17 protein-coding genes are annotated in these 23,131 nt (G+C 61.0%); 12 read left to right on the top strand and 5 right to left on the bottom strand.

Features of this window, described 5'->3' with window-relative positions:
• The first annotated feature begins 52 nt into the window (after positions 1-52).
• Positions 53-2,482 carry a DNA topoisomerase (ATP-hydrolyzing) subunit B gene (gene gyrB, locus GDN47_RS25960; protein WP_113352863.1) on the top strand — a complete coding sequence of 810 codons (2,430 nt, stop codon included), beginning with the start codon at positions 53-55 and terminating at the stop codon, positions 2,480-2,482.
• 64 nt (positions 2,483-2,546) lie between these two features.
• Here gyrB and GDN47_RS25955 read toward each other — a convergent pair whose 3' ends face one another.
• Positions 2,547-3,146 carry a nitroreductase family protein gene (locus GDN47_RS25955; RefSeq protein ID WP_113389657.1) on the bottom strand — a complete coding sequence of 200 codons (600 nt, stop codon included), beginning with the start codon at positions 3,144-3,146 and terminating at the stop codon, positions 2,547-2,549.
• 78 nt (positions 3,147-3,224) lie between these two features.
• Complete coding sequence (locus GDN47_RS25950; RefSeq protein ID WP_113333421.1) at positions 3,225-3,515, bottom strand: DUF2218 domain-containing protein; 291 nt, start codon at positions 3,513-3,515, stop codon at positions 3,225-3,227.
• A gap of 162 nt (positions 3,516-3,677) precedes the next feature.
• On the opposite strand from GDN47_RS25950, the gene GDN47_RS25945 reads away from it, so the two are divergent.
• From GDN47_RS25945 to GDN47_RS25895, 11 genes are all read left to right on the top strand, one after another.
• Positions 3,678-4,631 carry a glutathione S-transferase family protein gene (locus GDN47_RS25945; RefSeq protein ID WP_145321707.1) on the top strand — a complete coding sequence of 318 codons (954 nt, stop codon included), beginning with the start codon at positions 3,678-3,680 and terminating at the stop codon, positions 4,629-4,631.
• 63 nt (positions 4,632-4,694) lie between these two features.
• Positions 4,695-6,113, top strand: coding sequence for a pyridoxal phosphate-dependent decarboxylase family protein (locus GDN47_RS25940; protein WP_152094560.1), 1,419 nt, complete (start codon positions 4,695-4,697; stop codon positions 6,111-6,113).
• Between the two features lie 149 nt (positions 6,114-6,262).
• The gene (locus GDN47_RS25935) at positions 6,263-7,105 is read left to right on the top strand and encodes a fumarylacetoacetate hydrolase family protein (protein WP_113333418.1); all 843 of its coding nucleotides are present in this window, start codon (positions 6,263-6,265) and stop codon (positions 7,103-7,105) included.
• A gap of 298 nt (positions 7,106-7,403) precedes the next feature.
• Positions 7,404-8,681 carry a polyhydroxyalkanoate depolymerase gene (gene phaZ / locus GDN47_RS25930; RefSeq protein WP_152094559.1) on the top strand — a complete coding sequence of 426 codons (1,278 nt, stop codon included), beginning with the start codon at positions 7,404-7,406 and terminating at the stop codon, positions 8,679-8,681.
• Between the two features lie 320 nt (positions 8,682-9,001).
• Complete coding sequence (locus tag GDN47_RS25925; protein ID WP_113333416.1) at positions 9,002-9,442, top strand: DUF2852 domain-containing protein; 441 nt, start codon at positions 9,002-9,004, stop codon at positions 9,440-9,442.
• Between the two features lie 89 nt (positions 9,443-9,531).
• Complete coding sequence (locus GDN47_RS25920) at positions 9,532-10,293, top strand: M48 family metallopeptidase (RefSeq protein ID WP_152094558.1); 762 nt, start codon at positions 9,532-9,534, stop codon at positions 10,291-10,293.
• 275 nt (positions 10,294-10,568) lie between these two features.
• Entirely contained in the window at positions 10,569-11,243 is a 675-nt protein-coding gene (locus GDN47_RS25915; protein WP_069613928.1) for a phosphoribosylanthranilate isomerase, read from the top strand.
• On the top strand, positions 11,240-12,454 hold the full coding sequence (trpB, locus tag GDN47_RS25910) for a tryptophan synthase subunit beta (RefSeq protein WP_113352870.1): 1,215 nt from the start codon (positions 11,240-11,242) through the stop codon (positions 12,452-12,454). Before GDN47_RS25915 ends, trpB begins: the two co-directional genes overlap by 4 nt.
• 10 nt (positions 12,455-12,464) lie before the next feature.
• Positions 12,465-13,304, top strand: a complete 840-nt coding sequence (gene trpA, locus GDN47_RS25905; protein ID WP_113389651.1) for a tryptophan synthase subunit alpha — start codon at positions 12,465-12,467, stop codon at positions 13,302-13,304.
• 109 nt (positions 13,305-13,413) lie between these two features.
• A complete protein-coding gene (accD, locus tag GDN47_RS25900) occupies positions 13,414-14,325 on the top strand; it encodes an acetyl-CoA carboxylase, carboxyltransferase subunit beta (protein WP_069613931.1) in 912 nt (303 codons plus the stop codon).
• A 56-nt stretch (positions 14,326-14,381) separates the two neighbouring features.
• A complete protein-coding gene (locus GDN47_RS25895) occupies positions 14,382-15,710 on the top strand; it encodes a bifunctional folylpolyglutamate synthase/dihydrofolate synthase (protein WP_173002577.1) in 1,329 nt (442 codons plus the stop codon).
• Positions 15,711-15,980: 270 nt separating this feature from the next.
• On the opposite strand, the gene trxA is transcribed toward GDN47_RS25895, so the two are convergent.
• From trxA to addB, 3 genes are all read right to left on the bottom strand, one after another.
• Positions 15,981-16,301 carry a thioredoxin gene (gene trxA / locus GDN47_RS25890; protein WP_069613933.1) on the bottom strand — a complete coding sequence of 107 codons (321 nt, stop codon included), beginning with the start codon at positions 16,299-16,301 and terminating at the stop codon, positions 15,981-15,983.
• A 75-nt stretch (positions 16,302-16,376) separates the two neighbouring features.
• Entirely contained in the window at positions 16,377-19,943 is a 3,567-nt protein-coding gene (gene addA, locus GDN47_RS25885; RefSeq protein WP_152094557.1) for a double-strand break repair helicase AddA, read from the bottom strand.
• Entirely contained in the window at positions 19,936-23,127 is a 3,192-nt protein-coding gene (addB, locus tag GDN47_RS25880; RefSeq protein ID WP_113389649.1) for a double-strand break repair protein AddB, read from the bottom strand. The genes addA and addB overlap by 8 nt, the downstream gene beginning before the upstream one ends.
• Positions 23,128-23,131 lie beyond the last annotated feature (4 nt).

Here is a 23,131-nt window from a genome sequence, read left to right as displayed (position 1 = left end):
GATTCGCAAGGGATCGGCGATATTCTCTAAACGCTGGAAAGACTTCAATAAAATGACCGATATTACCGATAATGGCGGCAATGCCGAATATGGTGCAGATAGCATCAAGGTTTTGAAAGGCCTTGATGCCGTGCGCAAGCGTCCGGGCATGTATATCGGTGACACGGATGACGGCTCGGGTCTGCATCACATGGTTTATGAGGTCGTCGACAACGCAATTGACGAAGCCCTGGCCGGCCATGCCGATATCGTGACGGTGACGCTCAATCCCGACGGCTCCGTTACCGTCACGGACAATGGCCGCGGCATCCCGACGGATATTCACAGCGGCGAAGGTGTTTCGGCGGCTGAAGTTATCATGACCCAGCTTCACGCCGGCGGTAAGTTCGACCAGAATTCCTACAAGGTCTCCGGCGGCCTGCACGGCGTCGGTGTTTCGGTCGTCAACGCGCTTTCCGTCTGGCTGCGCCTGAAGATCCGCCGCCAGGGCAAGATCCATGAGATGAGCTTTACCCACGGTGTTGCCGACGCGCCGCTGAAGGTAACAGGCGATGCCGGCGAAGCCACCGGCACCGAAGTCAGCTTCATGCCGAGTGCCGAAACCTTCACCATGACGGAATTCGATTACGGAACGCTGGAGCATCGCCTGCGCGAACTCGCTTTCCTGAATTCCGGCGTCCGCATTCTCTTGACCGACAAGCGGCATTCCGACGTCAAGCAGGAAGAAATGCTCTATGACGGCGGCCTGGAAGCCTTCGTCTCCTATCTCGATCGCGCCAAGAAGCCGCTCGTCCAGAAGCCGGTATCGATCCGCAGCGAGAAGGACGGCATCACTGTCGAAGTGGCGATGTGGTGGAACGACAGCTACCACGAAAATGTGCTCTGCTTCACCAACAACATTCCGCAGCGCGACGGCGGCACCCATATGGCCGGCTTCCGCGCGGCTCTCACGCGTCAGATCACCTCCTATGCCGATTCGTCTGGCATCACCAAGAAGGAGAAGGTGACGCTGACGGGCGACGACTGCCGTGAAGGCCTGACCGCCGTGCTGTCGGTTAAGGTTCCCGATCCGAAGTTCTCCTCGCAGACCAAGGACAAGCTGGTTTCCTCTGAGGTTCGTCCGGTCGTCGAAAGCCTGGTCAACGAAGCCCTCAGCACTTGGCTCGAAGAACATCCGTCCGAAGCCAAGGTTCTGGTCGGCAAAGTCGTCGAAGCTGCTGCGGCTCGCGAAGCCGCCCGCAAGGCGCGCGAACTGACGCGCCGCAAGGGCGCACTGGATATTGCCTCGTTGCCCGGCAAGCTTGCCGACTGCTCCGAGCGCGATCCCGCCAAATCCGAAGTCTTCCTCGTCGAGGGTGACTCGGCAGGCGGTTCGGCCAAGCAGGGCCGCTCGCGCGAAAACCAGGCCATCCTGCCGCTGCGTGGCAAGATCCTGAACGTCGAGCGCGCCCGCTTTGACAAGATGCTGTCGAGCCAGGAAATCGGTACGCTGATCACCGCACTCGGCACCGGCATCGGTAAGGATGAATTCAACGCCGAAAAGCTGCGCTATCACAAGATCATCATCATGACGGACGCAGACGTCGACGGCGCGCATATCCGCACCCTGCTGCTGACCTTCTTCTTCCGGCAGATGCCCGATCTCATCGAGCGCGGCCATCTCTACATCGCCCAGCCGCCGCTCTATAAGGTGACGCGCGGCAAGTCGGTGCAATATGTCAAGGATGAGAAGGCGCTGGAAGAGTATCTCATTGGCCAGGGCACCGAAGATACCAGCCTGCGCCTCGGCAACGGCGAAGTCCGTACTGGCCAGGATCTGCGCGAAGCGATCTATGATGCGCTGCGCCTGCGCACGCTGATCGATAATCTGCATTCCCGCTACAATCGCGCCGTGGTCGAACAGGCTGCAATCGCAGGGGCCCTCAACGCCGAAATGGTCAGCGATCCCACGCGGGCGGAAGCGCTCGTCAACGACGTTGCCAAGCGGCTCGACGTCATCGCCGAGGAAACCGAACGTGGTTGGAGCGGTGCTGTGACCGGCGAGGGCGGCCTGCGCTTCGAGCGCACGGTGCGTGGCGTCAAGGAAGTCGTCTTCCTCGACATGGCGCTCATCGGTTCACAGGATGCCCGCCTGATCGACCAGCTCGGCTCGCGGCTGAAGGAAGTCTATGTCACACCGCCGAAGCTTGTTCGCCGCGATGGCGAGACGGAGATTTCCGGTCCCCGCCAGCTACTGGACACGATCTTTGCCAGCGGCCGCAAGGGGCTGACGCTGCAGCGCTATAAAGGTCTTGGCGAGATGAATGCCGAGCAGCTCTGGGAAACGACGCTTGATCCGAACGTGCGCTCGCTGCTGCAGGTAAAGGTCACGGATGCGACCGATGCCGACGGTCTGTTTGCCCGGCTCATGGGCGATGAGGTCGAGCCGCGGCGCGAATTCATTCAGGATAACGCGCTGAGCGTTGCCAATCTCGACATCTGATCGTTTACATCACATGCAAAAAGGGCCCGCCGGATGTTTCGGCGGGCCCTTTTCTTTTCATCGGTTACTTGGCGATGAAGGTGCCGTTGAAAGCAAGTTCCGAAAGTGGTTTGCGCTGGCTCGGCACCTCGCGCTCGCGCAGCTTTTCCGGAAGCTGGTTCTTGTCACCGATCTTGCCAATCGCGACGGCCGCTTCGACGCGGAAGCCATCCGGAATACCGAGGACTTCATAGGATTTCTCGACGTGGAAGCCAGTCATGCCATGGGCTTCATAGCCGGCTAAATGTGCCTGTATTGCCAGGAAACCCCAAGCCGTTCCGGCGTCGAAGGAATGGCTGTAGCTCGGCTTCTGTTCGGCCGAACCAAGCTCGCCGCTGTGGGTGCGGGAAATGACGAAAAGCAGCGCGCCGGCGGATTTCACCCAACCTTGATTGAAGTCGATCAGGACGCTCAAAAACCGATCCCAATGTTCCGAGCCGCGCAGCGCATAGAGGAAGCGCCAGGGCTGCAGGTTCGAGGCGGAAGGTGCCCAATGCGCTGCTTCCAGAATGGTCAGCAGGTCTGCTTCCGGCATCGCCTCGTTGGAATAGGCGCGCGGCGACCAGCGGTCGAGAAAGAGCTTATCGATCGGATATTGGGATTCGCGGCTGTTGCTTGATGTCATGAGGGCTTCTTTCCTTGGAGATGATTGGCCGCGGGCGGTCGAAGCTGGCCGTTGGCTGGTTATGAAAGGGACGGAAACTTAAACTGGAGCAGTCCAGCTCACGTCAAGCTCCTCGCGGAAGGCGAAGCGCTTGAGGTGGTCGGCAACGACGTTCTGCATGCGCTCAAGGTCTTCGGGCTTTTCGACCGTCAGCGTCATGACGAGGGTGCCGGGCTCGGCTGCCAGATCGAGGAAAGTTTCCGCGCTGAACGGCACCTTGCCGACAGCCGCATCGAATTCCACGCTGAAGCGATGGCTCCAATGCTTGCAGAGCTGCTGGAGATAGCGACTGGCATGGTCGGTCCTGACGTGGGAAACGGATTTTGCCATGGGATTTCTCCGATAAACCTGTTCGCAAACGCGTTGTTTGATACATAGAGGCATCTACATTCGCCAGGTAGACAGTCTGTTTCAAGTTTGCGTTATTCCGGTGAAATTCTGTTTCGCTATGCTGAGCGTCGATAGGAACGTGTGCGACGCGGAGATAGAGTCTTGCTGGTAAATGGAAAATGGACTGAGGATTGGCAGCCTGTCCAGGCCAAGGATGAGAAGGGCGGTTTCGTTCGCCAGATTTCGAGCTTCCGCAACTGGGTGACGCCGGATGGCCGGCCGGGGCCGACGGGCGAGGGCGGTTTCAAGGCGGAAGCTGGCCGCTATCACCTCTACGTCGCGCTGATCTGCCCCTGGGCGTCGCGTACCCTGATCGGCCGCAAGCTGAAGGAGCTGGAAGAGGCTATTTCGGTTTCCGTGGTCGAGCCGGCGCTCTCCAATCAGGGCTGGCGGTTCGGCGATTATCCCGGCGCGACAAAGGACCCTATAAACGGCGCTACCTATATGCATGAAATCTACACGAAGGCCGATCCTCACTTTACCGGCCGCGCCACGGTGCCAGTCCTATGGGACAAGCAGAATGGCACGATCGTCAACAACGAGTCCTCAGATATCCTGCGCATGCTGAATGACGGCTTCGGCGATCTTGCCCGCAACGAGATCGATCTCTATCCGGCCGGCAAGCGGGACGAGATCGACAGCTTCAATGCCCGGATCTATCCCGCGCTCAACAACGGCGTTTACCGCGCTGGCTTTGCAACGACGCAGACTGCTTATGAAGAGGCCTTCAATGAGGTGTTCGATTGCCTCGATCAGGTCGAGACGGAATTAGAGGGCAAGGACTTTCTCTTCACCGGGCATCCAACCGAAAGCGATATCAGGCTCTTCGTCACGCTCGTCCGTTTCGACGTCGCCTATCACGGCCTGTTCAAATGCAATCTCCGCCGGCTGTCGGACTATGCCAATCTCCAGTCCTTCTGTCGCCGGATGCTCGATTGGCCGGGTGTTGCCGAAACGGTGAATTTCGATCATATCAAGCGCGGATACTACTCGATTTCGACGCTCAATCCCACCGGTATCGTGCCGCTCGGACCGGCGCTGGACGAGCTGTTCTGATACTCGACCGAGTTCCAAAACCGGTCTAAGGTCCCCTCGTTCGATGGATCAGGGAGGATCGTCATGAACTGGGAAGAGTTCCGGCAGTGGTCGGAGAAAGCGGCACATTGGGGCGCGGATTACCGCGCGTCGCTTCGTGACAGGCCGGTCCGGGCGAAGATGGCGCCGGGCGAAATATCGGCGCATATAGCTGATTCTCCACCGGAATCGGGCGAAGCGATGGAGGATATCTTCAAAGATTTCGAGGATATCCTGGTGCCCGGCATGACGCACTGGCAGCACCCGCGCTTCTTTGCCTATTTCCCAGCCAACGCCGCTCCCGTCTCGGTGGTTGCCGAATATCTGGTCAGCGCCATCGCCGCTCAATGCATGCTCTGGCAGACGTCACCTTCCGCCACCGAGCTTGAAACGAAAGTTGTCGATTGGCTGCGGCAGGCCCTCGGTCTGCCGGAAAGCTTCACCGGCGTCATTCAGGATTCCGCCTCGACAGCAACGCTTGCCGCCGTCCTCGTGATGCGCGAAAGAGCGCTGGACTGGCAGGGCAACAAACGCGGACTTGCGGCCAACAAAGCGGTGCGCATCTATTCGACCGATCAGGTCCATACGTCCATTGACCGCGCCATCTGGATTGCCGGGGTCGGGCAGGAAAATCTGGTGCGGATTCCCTCTGGTGGTCCCAACAAAGCCATGGATCCGAAAGCAATTGCCGATGCGATCGAGCGTGATCGCGCTGCTGGACTGCTGCCGGCCGGCGTCATCGCCTGTGTCGGCGGCACCAGCGTCGGTGCCTGCGATGATATCGCCGCTGTCGTTAAGGTGGCCCATGCGCATGGGCTCTACGTCCATGTCGATGCCGCCTGGGCTGGCTCGGCAATGATCTGCCCGGAGTTCCGCACCCTGTGGCACGGCGTCGAGCATGCCGATTCCGTCGTCTTCAACCCGCATAAATGGCTCGGCGCGCAATTCGATTGCTCCGTCCAGTTCGTGCGCGAGCCGGAGACGCTGGTCCGCACGCTGGCGATCCAGCCCGAATATCTCCGCACGCATGGCCATGACGGTATCATCAATTACTCGGAATGGTCGGTGCCGCTTGGGCGCCGCTTCCGCGCGCTCAAACTTTGGTTCCTGTTGCGCTATCACGGCTTGGAAGGATTGCGGACGATGATCCGAAATCATGTCTCCTGGTCGCAGAATCTGGCTAAGCGTCTCGCCGCCGAGCCCGATTTCGAAATCGTCACCGAACCGTTCCTATCGCTGTTTTCCTTCGATCACAAGGCGCCCGCGGGTATCGATCAGGAAAGCCACACCCAGGGGCTACTCAATGCCATCAACAATGATGGCCGCATCTATCTGACGCAGACCCGCGTTGGCGGCAGGTTGGTCATCCGCTTTCAGGCCGGCCAGTTTGAGGCGACGGCTGATGACATCGATATGGCTTTCGATGTCATCGTCGAAATCGCCAGGTCATTATCCCCGAACTAGAAAAGCTGTTTTTCCGGCGCGAAGAGCCGAACCGTGCTAGGCTCCTCAAAATCGATTGGTGACACTGGTGAATAACTCGTTCATATATGGTGCCAGCAATTTTATCGTAAGAGTAATCTCGTCTTTGAAGATGCAGGGAAGGAAAGTCCATGAAACTGTTGCGTGTTGGCGAAGTCGGTAAGGAAAAGCCGGCGCTTCTGGATAGCGACGGCAAGATCCGCGATCTCTCCGCCCACGTCGCCGATATCGGCGGTGAGGCCATTTCGCCGGCAGGTCTTGCGAAGATCGCAGCCCTTGATCCGAAAAGCCTACCTGAATTGCCGGAAGGCCGCCTCGGTGCCTGCGTTGCGGGCACCGGCAAGTTCATCTGCATCGGCCTGAACTTCTCTGATCATGCCGCCGAAACCGGCGCGACCGTGCCGCCGGAGCCGATCATTTTCATGAAGGCAAGCTCGGCCATCGTCGGCCCGAACGACAATGTGCTGATCCCGCGCGGCTCCGAAAAGACCGACTGGGAAGTCGAGCTTGGCGTCGTTATCGGCAAGACGGCAAAATATGTCAGCGAAGCCGATGCGCTTGATTATGTCGCCGGTTACTGCGTTTCCCACGACGTCTCCGAGCGCGCCTTCCAGACCGAGCGCTCCGGACAGTGGACCAAGGGCAAGTCCTGCGACACCTTTGGCCCGATCGGCCCTTGGCTGGTCACCAAGGATGAGATTGCCGATCCGCAGAATCTCGGCATGTGGCTGAAGGTCAACGGCAAGATGATGCAGAACGGCTCGACCAGGACCATGGTCTATGGCGTTGCCCATCTCGTCTCCTATCTCAGCCAGTTCATGTCGCTACATCCCGGCGACGTCATCTCCACCGGCACGCCTCCGGGCGTCGGCATGGGCATGAAGCCGCCGCAGTACCTGAAGCCGGGCGATGTCGTTGAGCTGGGCATAGAAGGCTTGGGCACGCAGCGCCAGACCTTCCTGGCCGACGCGTAAGGCGTGCGAAGCTCAGGAACTTTAACCTTTTGAGATCATTCTTGATGCCGGGGAAGCAATTCTCCGGCGTTTTTTATCGATAAGAACCAATTGTAGTTATGTTGCTCTGCAGCAAAAACTGCTAGGTTGGATTATAGGAAGGATAATGATCGCGCACGAGGAACCGTCATTATCCTGCTGCACAGCGCGACCGGAGGAGCGCCGCAGTGAAGGCAGCGACACGCAAGGCGCGTGCGCTTCAATGATTTAGGTGATCTGCGCGGCCGAATGCCCTCGCATCACGAAAGGTAAAGCCCCCATGTTTTATCAGTTTTACGAACTCAATCACGCCGCTCTCGCACCCTTTCGCGCCGCGGCGGACATGATGCGCCTGGCCTATGCCAATCCCCTTAATCCCCTTTCGCATACGGTATTCGGCCGCACCTTGACGGCCAGTCTCGAAGTTTTCGAGCGCACCACCCGGCGCTACGGCAAGCCGGAATTCGGCCTTCCGGAGACGGTGATCGACGGCAAACCGGTCTCGGTTCACGAAAAGATCGTCTGGAAGAAGCCCTTCTGCAATCTCATCCATTTCGAGCGCAGCCTGCCCGCCGGCCACAGCGCCGATCCGCGCATCCTGATCGTCGCGCCGATGTCGGGCCATTATGCGACGCTGCTGCGCGGCACCGTGGAAGCACTGCTGCCGGGTGCCGATGTCTACATCACCGATTGGATCGATGCCCGCATGGTGCCGATGACTGAAGGCACCTTCGATCTCGACGACTATATCGATTACATCATCGAGATGCTGCACCACCTCGGGCCGGATACGCATGTCGTCGCCGTCTGCCAGCCGTCAGTGCCTGTCCTGGCCGCCGCTGCTGTGATGGAAGCGGCGGGTGATCGCCTGGCACCCTCATCCATGACGCTGATGGGTGGCCCGATCGATACCCGCATCAATCCGACGGCGGTCAACCAGCTTGCCAAGGAAAAGCCGCTGGAATGGTTCGCCGACAATGTGGTCATGAACGTGCCCTGGCCGCAGCCGGGCTTCATGCGGCCGGTCTACCCCGGCTTCCTGCAGCTTTCCGGCTTCATGTCGATGAACCTCGACCGACACATGATCGCGCACAAGGACTTCTTTGTGCACCTCGTCAAGAATGACGGCGAACCGGCGGAGAAGCACCGCGATTTCTACGATGAATATCTGGCGGTCATGGATCTGACGGCGGAATTCTATCTGCAGACGGTCGATCAGGTCTTCATGAAGCATGCGCTGCCAAAGGGCGAGCTGATGCATCGCGGCGAGCGCGTCGATCCCTCAGCTATTCGCAACGTCGCGCTTCTAACCGTCGAAGGCGAAAACGACGATATCTCCGGCGTCGGGCAGACGCATGCGGCGCAGACCATCAGCACCAATATCCCCGACCATATGCGCATGCACTACCTGCAGCCGGATGTCGGCCACTACGGCGTCTTCAACGGCTCGCGCTTCCGCCGCGAAATTGCGCCGCGCATCCTGGCCTTCACCCGCGAACATGCCCGCACCGGCCGGTCGGTGGTCAAGCGGGTCATCAAGGGCGGAAAATCCGCTTGAAAGAAGTAAGATCAAATAGATAGGGCAGTTCGGAACTTGTTGATGAGCCGAACTGCCCTACTATGCAAAATATTAGCTTTTGTTGAATTATCCGCGCCGATTCAAGCACTTGTCCGATTCCATCAAGCGATCCCATTGAAGCCTCACGAACAGGTTACCATCTCGAATCCGGCGGTACCGCAGAGATGATCGGGCCGTTTACCGCGCCGCGCGTCCTTGGAACGCGCTGAGATGCAGGTAGAGCTTTAAAAACCGCGCAGAAGCCTGACCATTGACCGGCGTCGGTCGAGGGGCAATGCGCAGTGCGAGGATACCTGACAATGAACCAATCTGCATTGCTTCGCCCGGATTGGACTCCGGCTACTATTGCCCTGATGGTGCTTGGCTTCGTGGTCTTCTGGCCGCTTGGCTTCGCCATGCTCGCCTATATTCTCTTCGGAGAACGTTTGCGGGAATTCAAACGGGATGTGAATGAAAGGACCGACGGCATGTTTGCTGGCTGCGGACGCTATCGCAATCGTCATCGCCATTCCTTTTCCTCCACCGGCAACGTCGCCTTCGACGACTGGCGCCGGGCAGAGCTTGAGCGCCTCGAACAGGAGCGCCGCAAGCTGGACGAAATGCGCGCCGAATTCGATGCTTATGCTCGCGAACTGCGCCGCGCCAAGGATCAGGAAGAATTCGACCGCTTCATGCGCGAGCGCAACAGCGTCAAGCGCAATGACAATGGCGGCTCGCCAACCGAGTTCAAGACGCCGTGACGGGAGTTCCGTCACGAGGTCAAAACCGGCATCGCTCGATGCCGGTTTTTCTTTGCCAGAAATCCCCGCGAATCATATAAAACTGCCTCATGTTTCCGCTGCTCTCCAGACCCCGCAAACCGCAAGCCAAGGTGGCCGCACCGGAAACGCGTACGCTCGATGTTGCCGGCCGGTTGATGCCCCTGACGATCCGCCAGCACGAGCGCGCCACCCGCATCACGCTCCGGATCGAGCCTGGCGGGCGATCGCTGAAGATGACCATCCCGCGTGGCCTGGCGGCACGCGAGGTCAATGCCTTCCTCGATAGGCATCAGGGTTGGCTGCTGACCAAGCTCGCGAAATTCTCCGTCGACAACAGCCTGCGCGGCGGCAGCGAAATCCTCCTGCGCGGCGTGCGCCACCGGATCGAGCACACCGGAACCTTGCGGGGCCTCACCGAAGCCATCGTCGTCGAGGGCGTTCCGGTGCTGCGCGTCAGCGGCATGCCGGAACATGCCGGCCGCCGCATCGCCACTTTCCTGAAGAAAGAGGCCCGCGCCGATCTGGAAAAGCTTGTGGCTGTCCACGCCAAGGCCATCCGCGCCAGCGTCACGTCCGTCACCATGAAGGATACCCGCAGCCGTTGGGGCTCCTGCTCCTCGCAAGGGAACCTGAGCTTCTCCTGGCGCATCGTCATGGCGCCGCCCCTGGTCATCGATTACCTCGCCGCCCACGAAGTCGCGCATTTGCGCGAAATGAACCATGGCCCGCGCTTCTGGGCGCTCTGCCGCAAACTCTGCCCCGATATGGACGAGGCCAAAGCCTGGCTGAAGCGCCACGGCAGCCAGCTGCATGCGATTGATTTTGATTGAGCTGCATAGAGGTGCGCAAGGCAATCGCATATAGGCAGGTTGGCCCATCATCCGTCCTCTCACAGTTCGCTTCGCTCAACTGTTCGAGTCCACCTTCTCCCCGCACGCGGGGCGAAGGAGTTTTGCCAGATTGCCCCTCTTCCCGTCAAAACGGGGAGAGGGCTGGGTGAGGGGCACTTTCTATTTCATATACGATGGCCTTGGAGCCACGCAAAAATCCCGCCAACGTCGCCTTTAGGCTCGACTCTTGCGAAATTTCGTGTCACTCCGCTGCCATGAACCCCGATATCAAAATTTGTGGTCTGAAGACGCCGGAGGCGGTGGATCGTGCTCTTGAGCGCGGTGCTACCCATATCGGCTTTATCTTCTTTGAAAAAAGCCCGCGCTATATCGAGCCGGATCTCGCCGGCGAGCTTGCCGAGCGCGCGCGCGGCAAGGCGAAGGTTGTCGCCGTCACGGTCAACCCGACCAATGACGATCTCGATGAGATCATGTCGCTGGTGAAGCCGGATATGCTGCAGCTCCACGGCAATGAGAGCCCCGAGCGTGTCTTGACCATCAAAGCGGTCTATAATGTCCCCGTCATGAAGGCCATGTCGGTGCGAGACGCCGACGATCTGAAGCGGGTGGAATCCTATATCGGTATTGCCGACCGCTTCCTGTTCGACGCCAAGCCGCCTGTTGGTTCGGAGCTGCCGGGCGGAAATGGCGTATCCTTCGATTGGAGCTTGATGAGTTGGGTCGACGATCGGGTGGACTATATGCTGTCCGGCGGTGTCAACAAGGACAATGTCGCCGAGGCACTGGCCTCCACCAAGGCCAGCGGTATCGATCTCTCCTCGGCGCTGGAAAGTGCGCCTGGTGTGAAGGATCTCGGCAAGATCGACCAGTTTTTCGACGCTTTTGCAGAAGCATGTCTGCCGGAACCGGCAGCAGGGAGTAGAAAGTGAACCAGACGCCTAAACTCAATTCCTTCCGCTCCGGCCCCGACGAGGATGGCCGTTTCGGCATTTACGGCGGACGTTTCGTAGCCGAAACGCTTATGCCGCTGATCCTGGATCTGCAGGAGGAATGGGCGAAGGCGAAGGACGATCCGGCCTTCCAGGCAGAGCTGAAGGCTCTCGGCACGCATTATATCGGCCGCCCGAGCCCGCTTTATTTCGCCGAGCGCCTGACGGCCGAGCTTGGCGGCGCCAAGATCTACTTCAAGCGTGAGGAGCTGAACCACACCGGCTCGCACAAGATCAACAACTGCATCGGCCAGATCCTGCTCGCCAAGCGCATGGGCAAGACCCGCATCATCGCTGAAACCGGCGCCGGTCAGCATGGCGTGGCCTCGGCGACGGTTGCCGCCCGCTTCGGCCTGCCCTGCGTCGTCTACATGGGCGCGACCGATGTCGAGCGCCAGGCGCCGAACGTCTTCCGCATGAAGCTCTTGGGCGCCGAGGTTGTTCCGGTAACGGCCGGCAGCGGCACGCTGAAGGACGCGATGAACGAAGCCCTTCGCGACTGGGTCACCAATGTCGACGACACCTATTATCTGATCGGTACGGCCGCCGGCCCGCATCCCTATCCGGAAATGGTTCGCGATTTCCAGGCCGTGATCGGCACCGAAGCCCGCGCGCAGATCCTGGAGGCCGAAGGCCGCTTGCCGGATCTCGTCATAGCGGCTGTCGGCGGCGGCTCGAATGCCATCGGCATCTTCCATCCGTTCCTGGATGACGAGGGCGTCAAGATCGTCGGCGTCGAAGCCGGCGGCAAGGGCCTGCAGGGTGATGAGCATTGCGCCTCCATCACCGCCGGTTCGCCCGGCGTGCTGCATGGCAACCGCACCTACCTGCTGCAGGACGGCGACGGCCAGATCAAGGAAGGTCATTCGATTTCGGCCGGCCTCGATTATCCCGGCATCGGCCCGGAACATTCCTGGCTGAACGATATCGGCCGCGCCGAATATGTGCCGATCATGGACCATGAGGCGCTCGAAGCCTTCCAGACGCTGACGCGCCTCGAAGGCATTATCCCGGCGCTCGAGCCGAGCCATGCGCTCGCCGAAGTGATCAAGCGCGCCCCCAAGATGGGCAAGGATGAGATCATCCTGATGAACCTCTCCGGCCGTGGTGACAAGGACATCTTCACCGTCGGCAAGATTCTGGGAATGTGAGGTAGACGCCATGACCGCACGTATGGACAAACGCTTCGCCGCTTTGAAGGCTGAAGGCCGCCCGGCACTCGTCACCTATTTCATGGGCGGCGATCCCGATTACGAGACCTCCCTCGGCATCATGAAGGCGCTGCCGGAAGCCGGCGCCGACGTTATCGAACTTGGAATGCCCTTTTCCGATCCCATGGCCGACGGTCCCGCGATCCAGCTTGCCGGCCAGCGCGCCCTGAAGGCCGGCCAGACGCTGAAGAAGACCCTGCAGCTCGCCGCCGATTTCCGGAAAGTCGATGCCGATACGCCGATCGTGATGATGGGCTATTACAATCCGATCTACATCTACGGTGTCGAAAGGTTCCTCGATGATGCGCTGGCTGCCGGCATCGACGGCCTGATCGTCGTCGACCTGCCGCCGGAAATGGATGACGAGCTTTGCATTCCGGCGATCCGCAAGGGCATCAACTTCATCCGCCTGGCAACGCCGACCACCGACGACAAGCGCCTGCCGACGGTTCTGAAGAACACGACCGGCTTCGTCTATTACGTCTCTATGAACGGCATCACCGGTTCGGCGCTGCCGGATCCGTCGCTGGTGTCGGGCGCCGTCAAGCGCATTAAGCAGCACACCGAGTTGCCGGTCTGCGTCGGCTTCGGCGTCAAGACCGCCGAGCACGCTAAGCTGATCGGCGCTGCCGCCGATGGCGTCGTCGTCGGTACCGCGATCGTCAATCAGATTGCCACCAGCCTCACGAAGGATGGCAAGGCAACGGCAGACACCATCCAGGCTGTTGCCACCCTGGTGCGCGGCCTGTCGACGGGAACGCGTTCCGCCCGCCTTGTTGCCGCCGAATAGTTTCCCCATATAGGCCTCTCAGCAATCCCCTGCGGATTGAGGGAAAAGCCCTATGGGCATTTGGTGACGGCTAGGATATCGATTAATTCGGTCGATTAGGAGTTTCGAATTGAACTGGATCACGAACTACGTCCGCCCGCGGATCAATTCCATGCTGGGCCGTCGCGAGGTTCCGGAGAATCTCTGGATCAAGTGCCCGGAAACGGGCGAAATGGTCTTCCATAAGGATCTGGAAGAGAACAAGTGGGTCATCCCCGCATCCGGCTTCCACATGAAGATGCCGGCCAAGGCCCGTCTTGCCGATCTCTTCGACAATGGTGAATACGAAGCCCTGCCGCAGCCGAAGGTCGCGCAGGACCCGTTGAAGTTCCGCGACTCGAAGAAATATACCGACCGCCTGAAGGACAGTCGCCTCAAGACCGAGCAGGAGGATACGATTCTTGCCGGCCTCGGCAAGGTCCGTGGTCTGAAGCTCGTGGCTGTCGTGCATGAATTCAACTTTATCGGCGGTTCGCTCGGCATGGCCGCCGGCGAAGCCATCGTGAAGGCTTTCGAGCGCGCTATCGCCGAAAAGTGTCCGCTGGTCATGTTCCCGGCTTCGGGCGGCGCCCGCATGCAAGAAGGCATCCTGTCGCTGATGCAGCTGCCGCGCACGACGGTCGCCGTCGACATGCTGAAGGAAGCTGGCCAACCCTACGTCGTGGTTCTGACCAACCCGACGACCGGCGGCGTCACGGCCTCCTACGCCATGCTGGGTGACATTCATCTCGCCGAACCCGGCGCCGAAATCGGCTTTGCCGGCAAGCGCGTGATCGAGCAGACGCTGCGCGAAAAGCTTCCCGAGGGCTTCCAGACCTCGGAATACCTGCTGGAGCACGGGATGGTGGACATGGTCGTCAAGCGTCATGACATTCCGGACACTTTGGCGACGCTTCTGAAGATCCTGACCAAGGCGCCGGCAAACGACGTATCGGTCAAGAACAAGAATGGCGCGGCACTGGCGATAGCAGCGAGCGCCTGACATCATCGATTGCCGACGGGCGGAGGTGCGGGATGACGTCTATGGATCAGTCCGCAATGAGCGAGGCAGCACGCGAGATCGAGAAGCTCATGGGATTGCATCCCAAGGGCTTCGATCTGTCTCTGGAACGAATAACCCGCCTGCTCGACGTCCTCGGAAATCCCCACCAGAAATTGCCGCCGGTGATCCATGTCGCCGGCACCAATGGCAAGGGTTCGGTGACGGCCTTTTGCCGTGCGCTGCTCGAAGCGGGTGGCTATAGCGTCCATGTCCATACCTCGCCGCATCTCGTCAACTGGCACGAGCGCTACCGTATCGGCGTCAAGGGTGGCCGCGGCAAGCTCGTCGACGATACCGTGTTCGCCGATGTGCTCAGGCGCATCGCCAAGGCGAATGAGGGGCAGAAGATCACCGTCTTCGAAATCCTGACGGCCGCGACCTTTCTCCTCTTTGCCGAGCATCCGGCCGATGTCGCGATCATCGAGGTCGGACTTGGCGGCCGTTTCGATGCCACCAATGTCCTTTCCGATCCGGCCGTTTCCGTCATCATGCCGATCTCGCTCGATCACCAGCCCTATCTCGGCGACCGCGTCGAACTGATCGCAGCGGAAAAGGCAGGCATCATGAAGCCGGGCCATCCCGTCGTCATCGGCCATCAGGACTATGATGCCGCGCTTGACGTGCTGATATCGACAGCCGAGCGGCTTCGTTGCCCGACCGCCGTCTTCGGCCAGGATTTTTCCGCCCATGAGGAATATGGCAAGCTGGTCTATCAGGACGAGTTCGGTTTGGCCGATCTGCCGCTGCCGCGGCTGCCGGGCCGTCACCAATATGGCAATGCCGCTGCCGCCATCCGCGCCGTCAAGGCCGCTGGTTTCGTCGTCACCGAAGCGATGATGGAAAAGGCGATGACATCGGTCGAATGGCCGGGCCGCCTGCAGCGGCTGACGGAAGGCGATCTGGTGGCAAATGCGCCCGAACGCGCCGAGATCTGGATCGATGGCGGCCACAATCCTGGCGCCGGCGAAGTCATCGCCGAGGCCATGGCCAATTTTGAAGAGCGTCAGCCGCGGCCCTTATTCCTGATCATTGGAATGATCAACACCAAGGATCCAATCGGCTATTTCAAGGCTTTTGCCGGTCTTGCGGAGAAAGTCTATTGCGTGCCGATTCGCGGCAGCGAAGCCATGGTCGATCCGGTCATCCTGGCGAATGCCGCCTACGATGCCGGTCTGATCGCAGAGCCCATGTCGACTGTGGGCGAGGCGCTGGATGCGATCAAGGCTATGACTGTGGCGAATTCGCCGGCACCGCGCATCCTGATCGGCGGTTCCCTCTATCTGGTCGGCGATGTTCTTGCCGACAACGGCACGCCGCCGCGGTAATTCCGGCGGGGTTGTTACTCACCACCTGCTCTCTTGCTTCGAGACGGCCCTGCGGGCCTCCTCACCATGAGGGCCGCTCCTCAACTGGTTGGCAACTCGCTCCACCTCATCCTGAGCCTGTCGAAGGATCGGGGCGGCGGCCCATGAGCAAGTGCAAGCACAACACCGTTGTTGAGGCGCGAAGCCTCGAAGGGAGAAGATGGCCCGTGCTCTCCGACCAACAAAAAACCCCGCCGAAGCGGGGCTCTTGTTCCATACAATCGATACCGATTAGGCTGCGCTGGAGATCCAGCTCTGCAGGGCCGTCTTGGGAGCGGCGCCGACCTTGATGTCAGCGACTTCGCCAGCCTTGAACATGGCGAGCGTCGGGATCGAGCGAACGCCGAACTGGGCGGCCAGTTCCGGATTCTCGTCGATGTTGAGCTTGGCAACCTTGACCTTGCCTTCGAACTGCACGGCGAGCTCTTCCAGAGCCGGGGCGATCATCTTGCACGGACCGCACCATTCGGCCCAGAAATCAACGACGACAGGCTCTGCAGACTGCAGCACTTCGGTGGCGAAGTTGGAGGTATCGACTTTAACGGTAGCCATAGGCTGCTCCTTACCAGGATTTACGGGTTGCTAGATATGTGATGGTGCGGTGCCCAGATTTCAATATCTGGTATTTCACTTTGTCTCGAGCTCCGCAAGCGCCAATGCAAGCACCTCGTCCGACAGCGTGTAGATCGAGGCATTTTCGGTATAGACCAGCATGCAGTCGATGCGCTTTCCCGGATAGAGCGGCGAAAGGATCTCGCGATAGATGGCAAGCTGCGCCTTATGCGCGAAGGGGATGTTGCTTTCCCAGTCAGGCGGCACGCGATTCGTCTTATAGTCGAGGATGACGACGCGGTCGTCCAGATCAGCCAACCGGTCGATGCGGCCGGAGACGGCATAGGATTGGTTGCCGAGCTTCAGCGTACCCATGATCGAGACTTCGGCTTGCGCATGGGTGCTGAAGGTGCCCTGCAGGTCAGGATGCGACAGCAGCGCCATGACGGACTTCACCAGCGCCTCTTGCTCGGCCTGAGGCCAGAAGCGCGCCGCTCGTTCGGCATAGCGACGGGCGGCATCGGCGCGCTCCTCGGGCGCGATTTCGGGCAAGGTCTGCAGCATGCGGTGAATGAAACGGCCTTTCTGAAGGGCGCGGTCGGTTTTGGTTTTCTCGCCGAAAAGCGCCGAAGTCACCAACAGATCGTCGGCTTCCTCGTCGATGACGGTGCCGACGCCGGAGGGGCTGAGCGGCCGCGGTAGGCTTTTTTGCGGCGGCAATGGCCGGCTGAGACCCGCCGGCAGGCCGACGCGCTCCGAACGCTTCTCATGCTCTCTTGCGGTCTCGAATTCGAGCTGAACCTGGGCAACCCGCCAGCTCAAGCCCTGCCAGTCGCCATCCGGGCCGGTGAAGGTCTTCTGCGTGCAGTACAGTTCTTGCCCGCGCAGCGCCGCGGAAATCATCGCATGCCAGGTATCGGCATTCTCGCGGATGCCGCGGTAGCCGCAAATGATCAGGCGGTCGGCGGCGCGTGTCATGCCAACATAGAGCAGGCGGCGATATTCCTCCTCCGCCAGTGCCTGCAGCCGCGCCGTATCGGCCTGCGTCAGCGAATTGGCGAGCGCCGAGATCGGCACCCAGACCGGCAGCGGGATTTCGTCCCTATCGGCTTCGATCAGCCGCAGCTTCGGCAGATGCGTATGGGTAAAGGCCTTGCCGCCACCATCGACGAGGAAGACGATCGGTGCCTCCAGCCCTTTCGAGGCATGCACCGTCATGATCCGCACTTCGTTGCGGCCCTTGTCCTGCTCGCGCTTGACCGTCGGTGCTTCCAGCTCCAGCGTCGAGATGAAGGATTGCAGGCCGGGCAGGCCGCTGGTTTCATGATCGAGCGTGAAGGTCAGGAATTCGTCGAGAATATCGCTGACTTCGGTGCCGAGCCGCGCCAGAAATTTCCGCCTGCCGCCGAAGCTGCCAAGCACGCGGGCATAAAAATCATGCACGGGCAGGCTCTTGGACAGAGCAAGAAAGGTTTTCAGCCGTTCGACCACCTGCCTGAAGCGGTCATGGCCGTCGGCGGCAAATCTCTGCAGATGGCTCCAGACGCCTTCCTCGTCATCGCGATAGGCGGCGACCGCAAAGACATCCTCTTCGCTGAGGTCGAACAAGGGGCTCTTCAGCAGCGCACAGAGCGAGAGATCGTCCTCCGGCAGCAACAGGAAACGGCCAAGCGCCAGAAGATCCTGAATGGCGATATGGCTCGTCAGCACCAGACGATCGGCGCCGGCGACGGGAATGTTGCCGCGCCGCTTCAGCGCTCGGGTCAGCGCGTTGACGAAGCTGTCGCGCTTGCGCACCAGCACGAGAATGTCGCCGGCCTCGATGAAACGCGCCTTACCCTTCTCAATGATCGTTTCCCGGCCGATGAGATTGCCGATCGTATGCGCCATCCGCCGCGCCAGGATGGCAGCAGGTGCGCTCTCCGGGGTCGAATCGAACGGTGCCGTCCAATCCTCTTCCTTGGCGGCCGGCTCCGGCGCGATCATTTCCCAGAGATCGACGGCGCCGGGGTGGCCGATGCGGCTGGAACGATGCACGACAGGCTCGTTAACGGCGCTAAGCCCCCGGGCATTCTCCGGACTGGTAAAGACATGATCGACGGCGCCGAGCACATCGGCCGTCGAGCGGAAGGACAGCGGCAGGCGGATCGATGAGAATTGCTGGCCGCTCGCCGCCACGCGCCGTCTTGTGCGGTCGCTCTCCTCGGAGAATCGTTCGGGCCGGGCGCCCTGGAACGAATAGATCGACTGCTTCTCGTCACCCACGGCAAAGATCGTGCGCAGCGTCGGCCGGGCGCTGTCACCGGAGAAGAAATCCTCCGCCAACGACTGGATGACGCTCCACTGGATCGGGCTCGTATCCTGCGCTTCGTCGACGAGAATGTGATCGATGCCCTGATCCAGCTTGTAGTGGATCCACGGCCCGACATCCTTCTTGGTCAGAAGGTCGGCCGTGCGGGTGATGAGGTCTTCGAAATCGAGCTGGCTGCGCCGCTTCTTCAGCTCCTCATAGTCGCGATTCAGACGATCGGCGAGAATGAGCGCAGCATGGGTGGCCCGATACATCCGCATCAGCTTCAGCCGGTCGCGGCTGGCAACGACATGGGCGCGCGCCGCAGCCACGGCATCGGCGAGGGCAGGCGCATCGGCGAGCATTGCCTTGACGAAGAACTGGCTGTCCGATTTCGGCTCGCCCTTGGCGGTCAGCATGGCCTTTTCGAGGATCTCGGCGCGAGCAAGCGGATCTGCCTCGCGCTTGGCAAGGCGCAGCGCATAAGCCACTTCCTGAGCCTTGGCACCGCCCTTCTCGTCGGCAAGCGTTAGGTAAAGCTCCAGCGTTGCACCAGACAGACCGGGCAACGGCCAATATTGCTCGGCAATGCTCCTTTCCGTCTCACCGGGCGAAAGGCCAAGCCGAGCAAGCAACGCAGTTTCGACACCGCCGTTGCGTTCGGCCGTCTCGGTAAAGCGGCGGATCGCATTGCGATTGGCAATGATATCGCCAAGTAGCGTCTCAAGTCCCGATTCGTCACCGAGATCGAGGACATAATCGAAGGCCCGCGCCAATTCGGCGTCGCCGTGGGGCGTCGTGGATGTCAGCAGCGCACGGCGCGCATCGTCGAGCAGGACTTCGGCCGCCCGATCATCGAGTACGGAGAAGTGGCCGGCGACATTGGCCTCGAGCGGGAACTGATGCAGCAAGGCCTCGCAAAACGCGTGGATGGTCTGGATCTTTAGTCCGCCTGGCGTTTCCAGCGCCTTGGCAAAAAGCCGCCGCGCCGCTGCGAGCTTGAATAGATCCGGCTCCTTGCCCTCGATATCGGCAATACGCGTCTTCAGCTCGTCGTCCGGCATGGTTGCCCAGGCAGCGAGCCTGTCGAAGACGCGGTTGGACATTTCGGAGGCCGCGGCCTTGGTATAGGTAAGGCAGAGGATCGCCGAGGGCCGCGCGCCGGAAAGAAGCAGGCGGATGACGCGTTGCGTCAGCACATGCGTCTTGCCGGAGCCGGCATTGGCCGAAACCCAGGCCGAGCGTTCGGGGTCGGAGGCGATCGATTGCTGAATCGTCGTCCAGCTGATCCAGACGCCGGGATCGTCGCTTTCGGGCAGGATGGCGATATCATCGGCGGGAAAATCACTCATCGCCGCCGCCTTCCTGCTCGGTCTCGGCCGTCGACCATTCCGAAACGCGGGCGAGGTGATCGTAGTCACCGCCATATTCGAACTGCTGGGCCGGGATCAGCCGCGAGGAAAACCCCTTCTCGCCCGATTGCAGCAGCGAGACGAATTTCACCAGCTGGTCCATCGATTCCTGCGCGAGATCCATAGCCGACTTGGTTTCCGTCTTGCCGCCGCGGCTGGAATGTTCGTTGTTGACCTGGTCGACCTTGAAGCGGTCGCCGGGCCGCAAGCGGACATAGAGCAGGTTTTCGGGCATGAGTGCGCCGATATTGCGGAAGGCACCGGCTTGCAACGCATAGGCTTCCAGCGCCAGCTGCGGATCGAGAAGCGCGCGCGCCTGTGGCGGTGAGGGATTGTAGCCGGTCTTGTAATCGATGAGATCGGCGCCCTTGTCGCTCTTGATGTCGATACGGTCGGCAACGCCGGTCAACCGAATGCCGATCGGCTCGATCTCGACGCCGGCCGGCACTTCCGTCGCCGTTTTGCGAACCGCCGACCGCCGGCCCGCTTCCCAGTCAAGGAAGGCGCGCGCCACCTCGCGAAAACGCGGGCGCCAGACGCTGTCGATATGGACGGGCAGCCGCTCGGCATCGAAGAGCTCGGCGATGATCCGATCCATGGCCAGCGCCGCATCCGCCGTGCCGGCCACATGCCCTTCGCGGACGAAACGATCGATGATCTTGTGATAGAGCGTACCACGTTCGGCTGGGCCGGGATCGCGATTGAACGGCTCCACAGGATCGAGCCGCAGCACGCGCCGGGCATAGATCGCATAGGGATCGCGCCGCAACCGGCCCACTTCGCTAAAGGAATAGCTCTTCGGCTGCAGCTCTGCAGGCGGCTTCGGTGCCGGGCGCAGCGCCGGCGCCTGGTTTTCTCCTTCGTCGATCATCCCTGCCCAATGGCGATACTGGTCGCCGCGCGCCTTCATTGCGTCCTCTAATTCTTTGCCGCCAAGCGCTATCAGCCGCTGCAGCCAGCGCGACGCGACTGTCGGTGTCGAGCCCTGACGCAGCGCGCGGGAATAGATCAGATCGCGCGTGCCGTTCGCCATTTCGAAATCGTGCGCGAGCTGGCCGATGCGGCGCTCCGGCGGCTCCAGGCCGATCTCTGTCTTCATGCCGCGCGAAATGAAGGGATTGTTTGCCGTCTGCCCCGGCCAGGATCCTTCGTTCAACCCGCCGAGGATCAGCGTGTCGACGCTCTGTAGGCGTGCTTCCAGCGTACCGAAGATGAAGAGGCGAGGATGGCTGAGCGCCCGCGGCTTCACCGCTTGGCCGACGCAGAGCGCGGCCATGATATCGATCCACTGCACGCCATCGGCCTCAAGCTGACCTTCGGTCTCAATGATATCCCGGAGTAGGCTGGCAAGCGTGTCCCCGGCTTCGCCCGCCCAAAGGCCTGCCAGGCTGCCACGCTCGTCGACGGCGACGGCTTCCAGGGCACGGCCGGTGCGCTCCGCCCAATCCGAAAGTGTGAGGAGGCCTTCTGACGCGGGCAGGGAAAGCGTCGATACCAGAGGTTCGCATGCCGCGGTCACTCGCTGGGCCAGCGCCCGCGCATGCTCGATGGTCTCAGGCGGCAGCGCTTTGCGCCATTGCGGCGTATGGCGGTCATTGGCCTGCTCCGCCACGCGGTCGTCAAGCAGGGCTCCCAGCCGACTGATCTCGACGTGATCGACGCCGCCCCTGAGCGCAAGAACCTCCAGCGCATCGACTCCTGGCTGGTGTATTTCCGCCGACAGGCCGAACAAGGCGAGGGGATGCTTGAGCAGTGAGACGACGGCAACGGGATCGCCAGGGCGAAGGGATGCCTCCAGCAGCAATTGCAGCAACGTACCCTGTGGCGTGGCATTCAGCGGCGTCCCGGCCGAATCGTCGGCGGTGATGCCGAAACGGGCAAGCTCGGCCGTCACACGCCGGGCGAGATTGCGGTCGGGCGTGATCAAGGCCGCCTGGCTTTCACCGCCGTTGCGCCCCGGCTTATCCAACGCCAGCCGCAAGGCGATGGCGATCGCGGTCGCCTCCTCGCGTTCATTGGCTGCTTCGATCAGCGCGACATCGGCAAATGCGCCCGAGATCGCATCGGGAGCGAGCGTCTTGCGCCAGCTTCCCCAGCCGCTCGTCGCCTTGGCCGGCGCCAGCGCTCGAGACAGGATCTGCGCCCGCATCTGCATGGTTTCAGACGCATCCGCGACAGTTTCGACATCACGCCGGGTGACCTGCAATCGTTTCAGCAGCAGCGAAAGACCATATTGCGGATGGCTGCGTGTGGTCGGATCGGCTCTCTCGCCAATCGATGTCTCCGGCGCCACCAGCTGCCAATCTTCCTCAGGCATCGAAAGATCGAGGCCGGGGAGCACGATGACACCTTGCGGCAGGGCGGCAACGGCTGCGATCAGCTCAGCCGTTGCCGGCACCGAGCCCGTCGAGCCGGCAATGATGACCGGGCCGGGATGGCGCATGGTGGACATGCGCTGCGCTTCCGCACGCAGAATGGCGTTGCGGTTGCGGGTGGGCGATGATTTGCCGAGTTCTTCGAGGCGCGCCGGCCAGAAGGCGCTTGCGATCGCCAGAAATTCGGCCGTCAGCTGCCACCAGAGCGCATGATCCTCCGCGCTGAGGCTGGCAAGCTCGCTCCATTCGCGATCCTCGGTCTCCAGCGAGTCGATGAGCTCGGCGAGATTGCGTGCGAGCCATATGGCATCCGCTGGGCTCGCGGGTGCGACTAGCGGCGAATCGGAGTGAATGTCGCGGACGATCTGCGGCAGCTTGTTGCGCCACGCAAGGATCAGCCGCGCCAGCTCAAGAAGTCGCGCCGTATTGGCAAGCGGTTGCGCGAGATCCGCCGTTTCGGGCAAGGCTTCTTCGAAATAGCCGCTGTCGTCATCGGTTTCTCCAAGAGGGCGAATGACCGGCAGGATGGCGGAGCGGCCGCCGAGCAGATCGACGAATTCCGAACGCAGCACGCGCGCCGCGCGCCGCGTCGGCAGGAAGATGCTGACCTTGGCGAGCGACAACGGGTCGCTCGGATCATGGTGGAAATGCTCGGTCAGCCGGCCATCGCAGAGAGCCGACGCCAGCGTTTTCAGGAAGGGCAGGCCTGCCGGAATCGTCAGAATGCGCTGCCGGTGTCCGCCTGCCATAGGC

Origin of the sequence: Martinezella dioscoreae, assembly GCF_009176305.1 — a bacterium.
In the GTDB taxonomy this organism is placed as follows: domain Bacteria; phylum Pseudomonadota; class Alphaproteobacteria; order Rhizobiales; family Rhizobiaceae; genus Rhizobium; species Rhizobium dioscoreae.
Note: the sequence above shows the minus strand (reverse complement) of the source record. Positions and strands in the feature narration are given on the sequence as shown.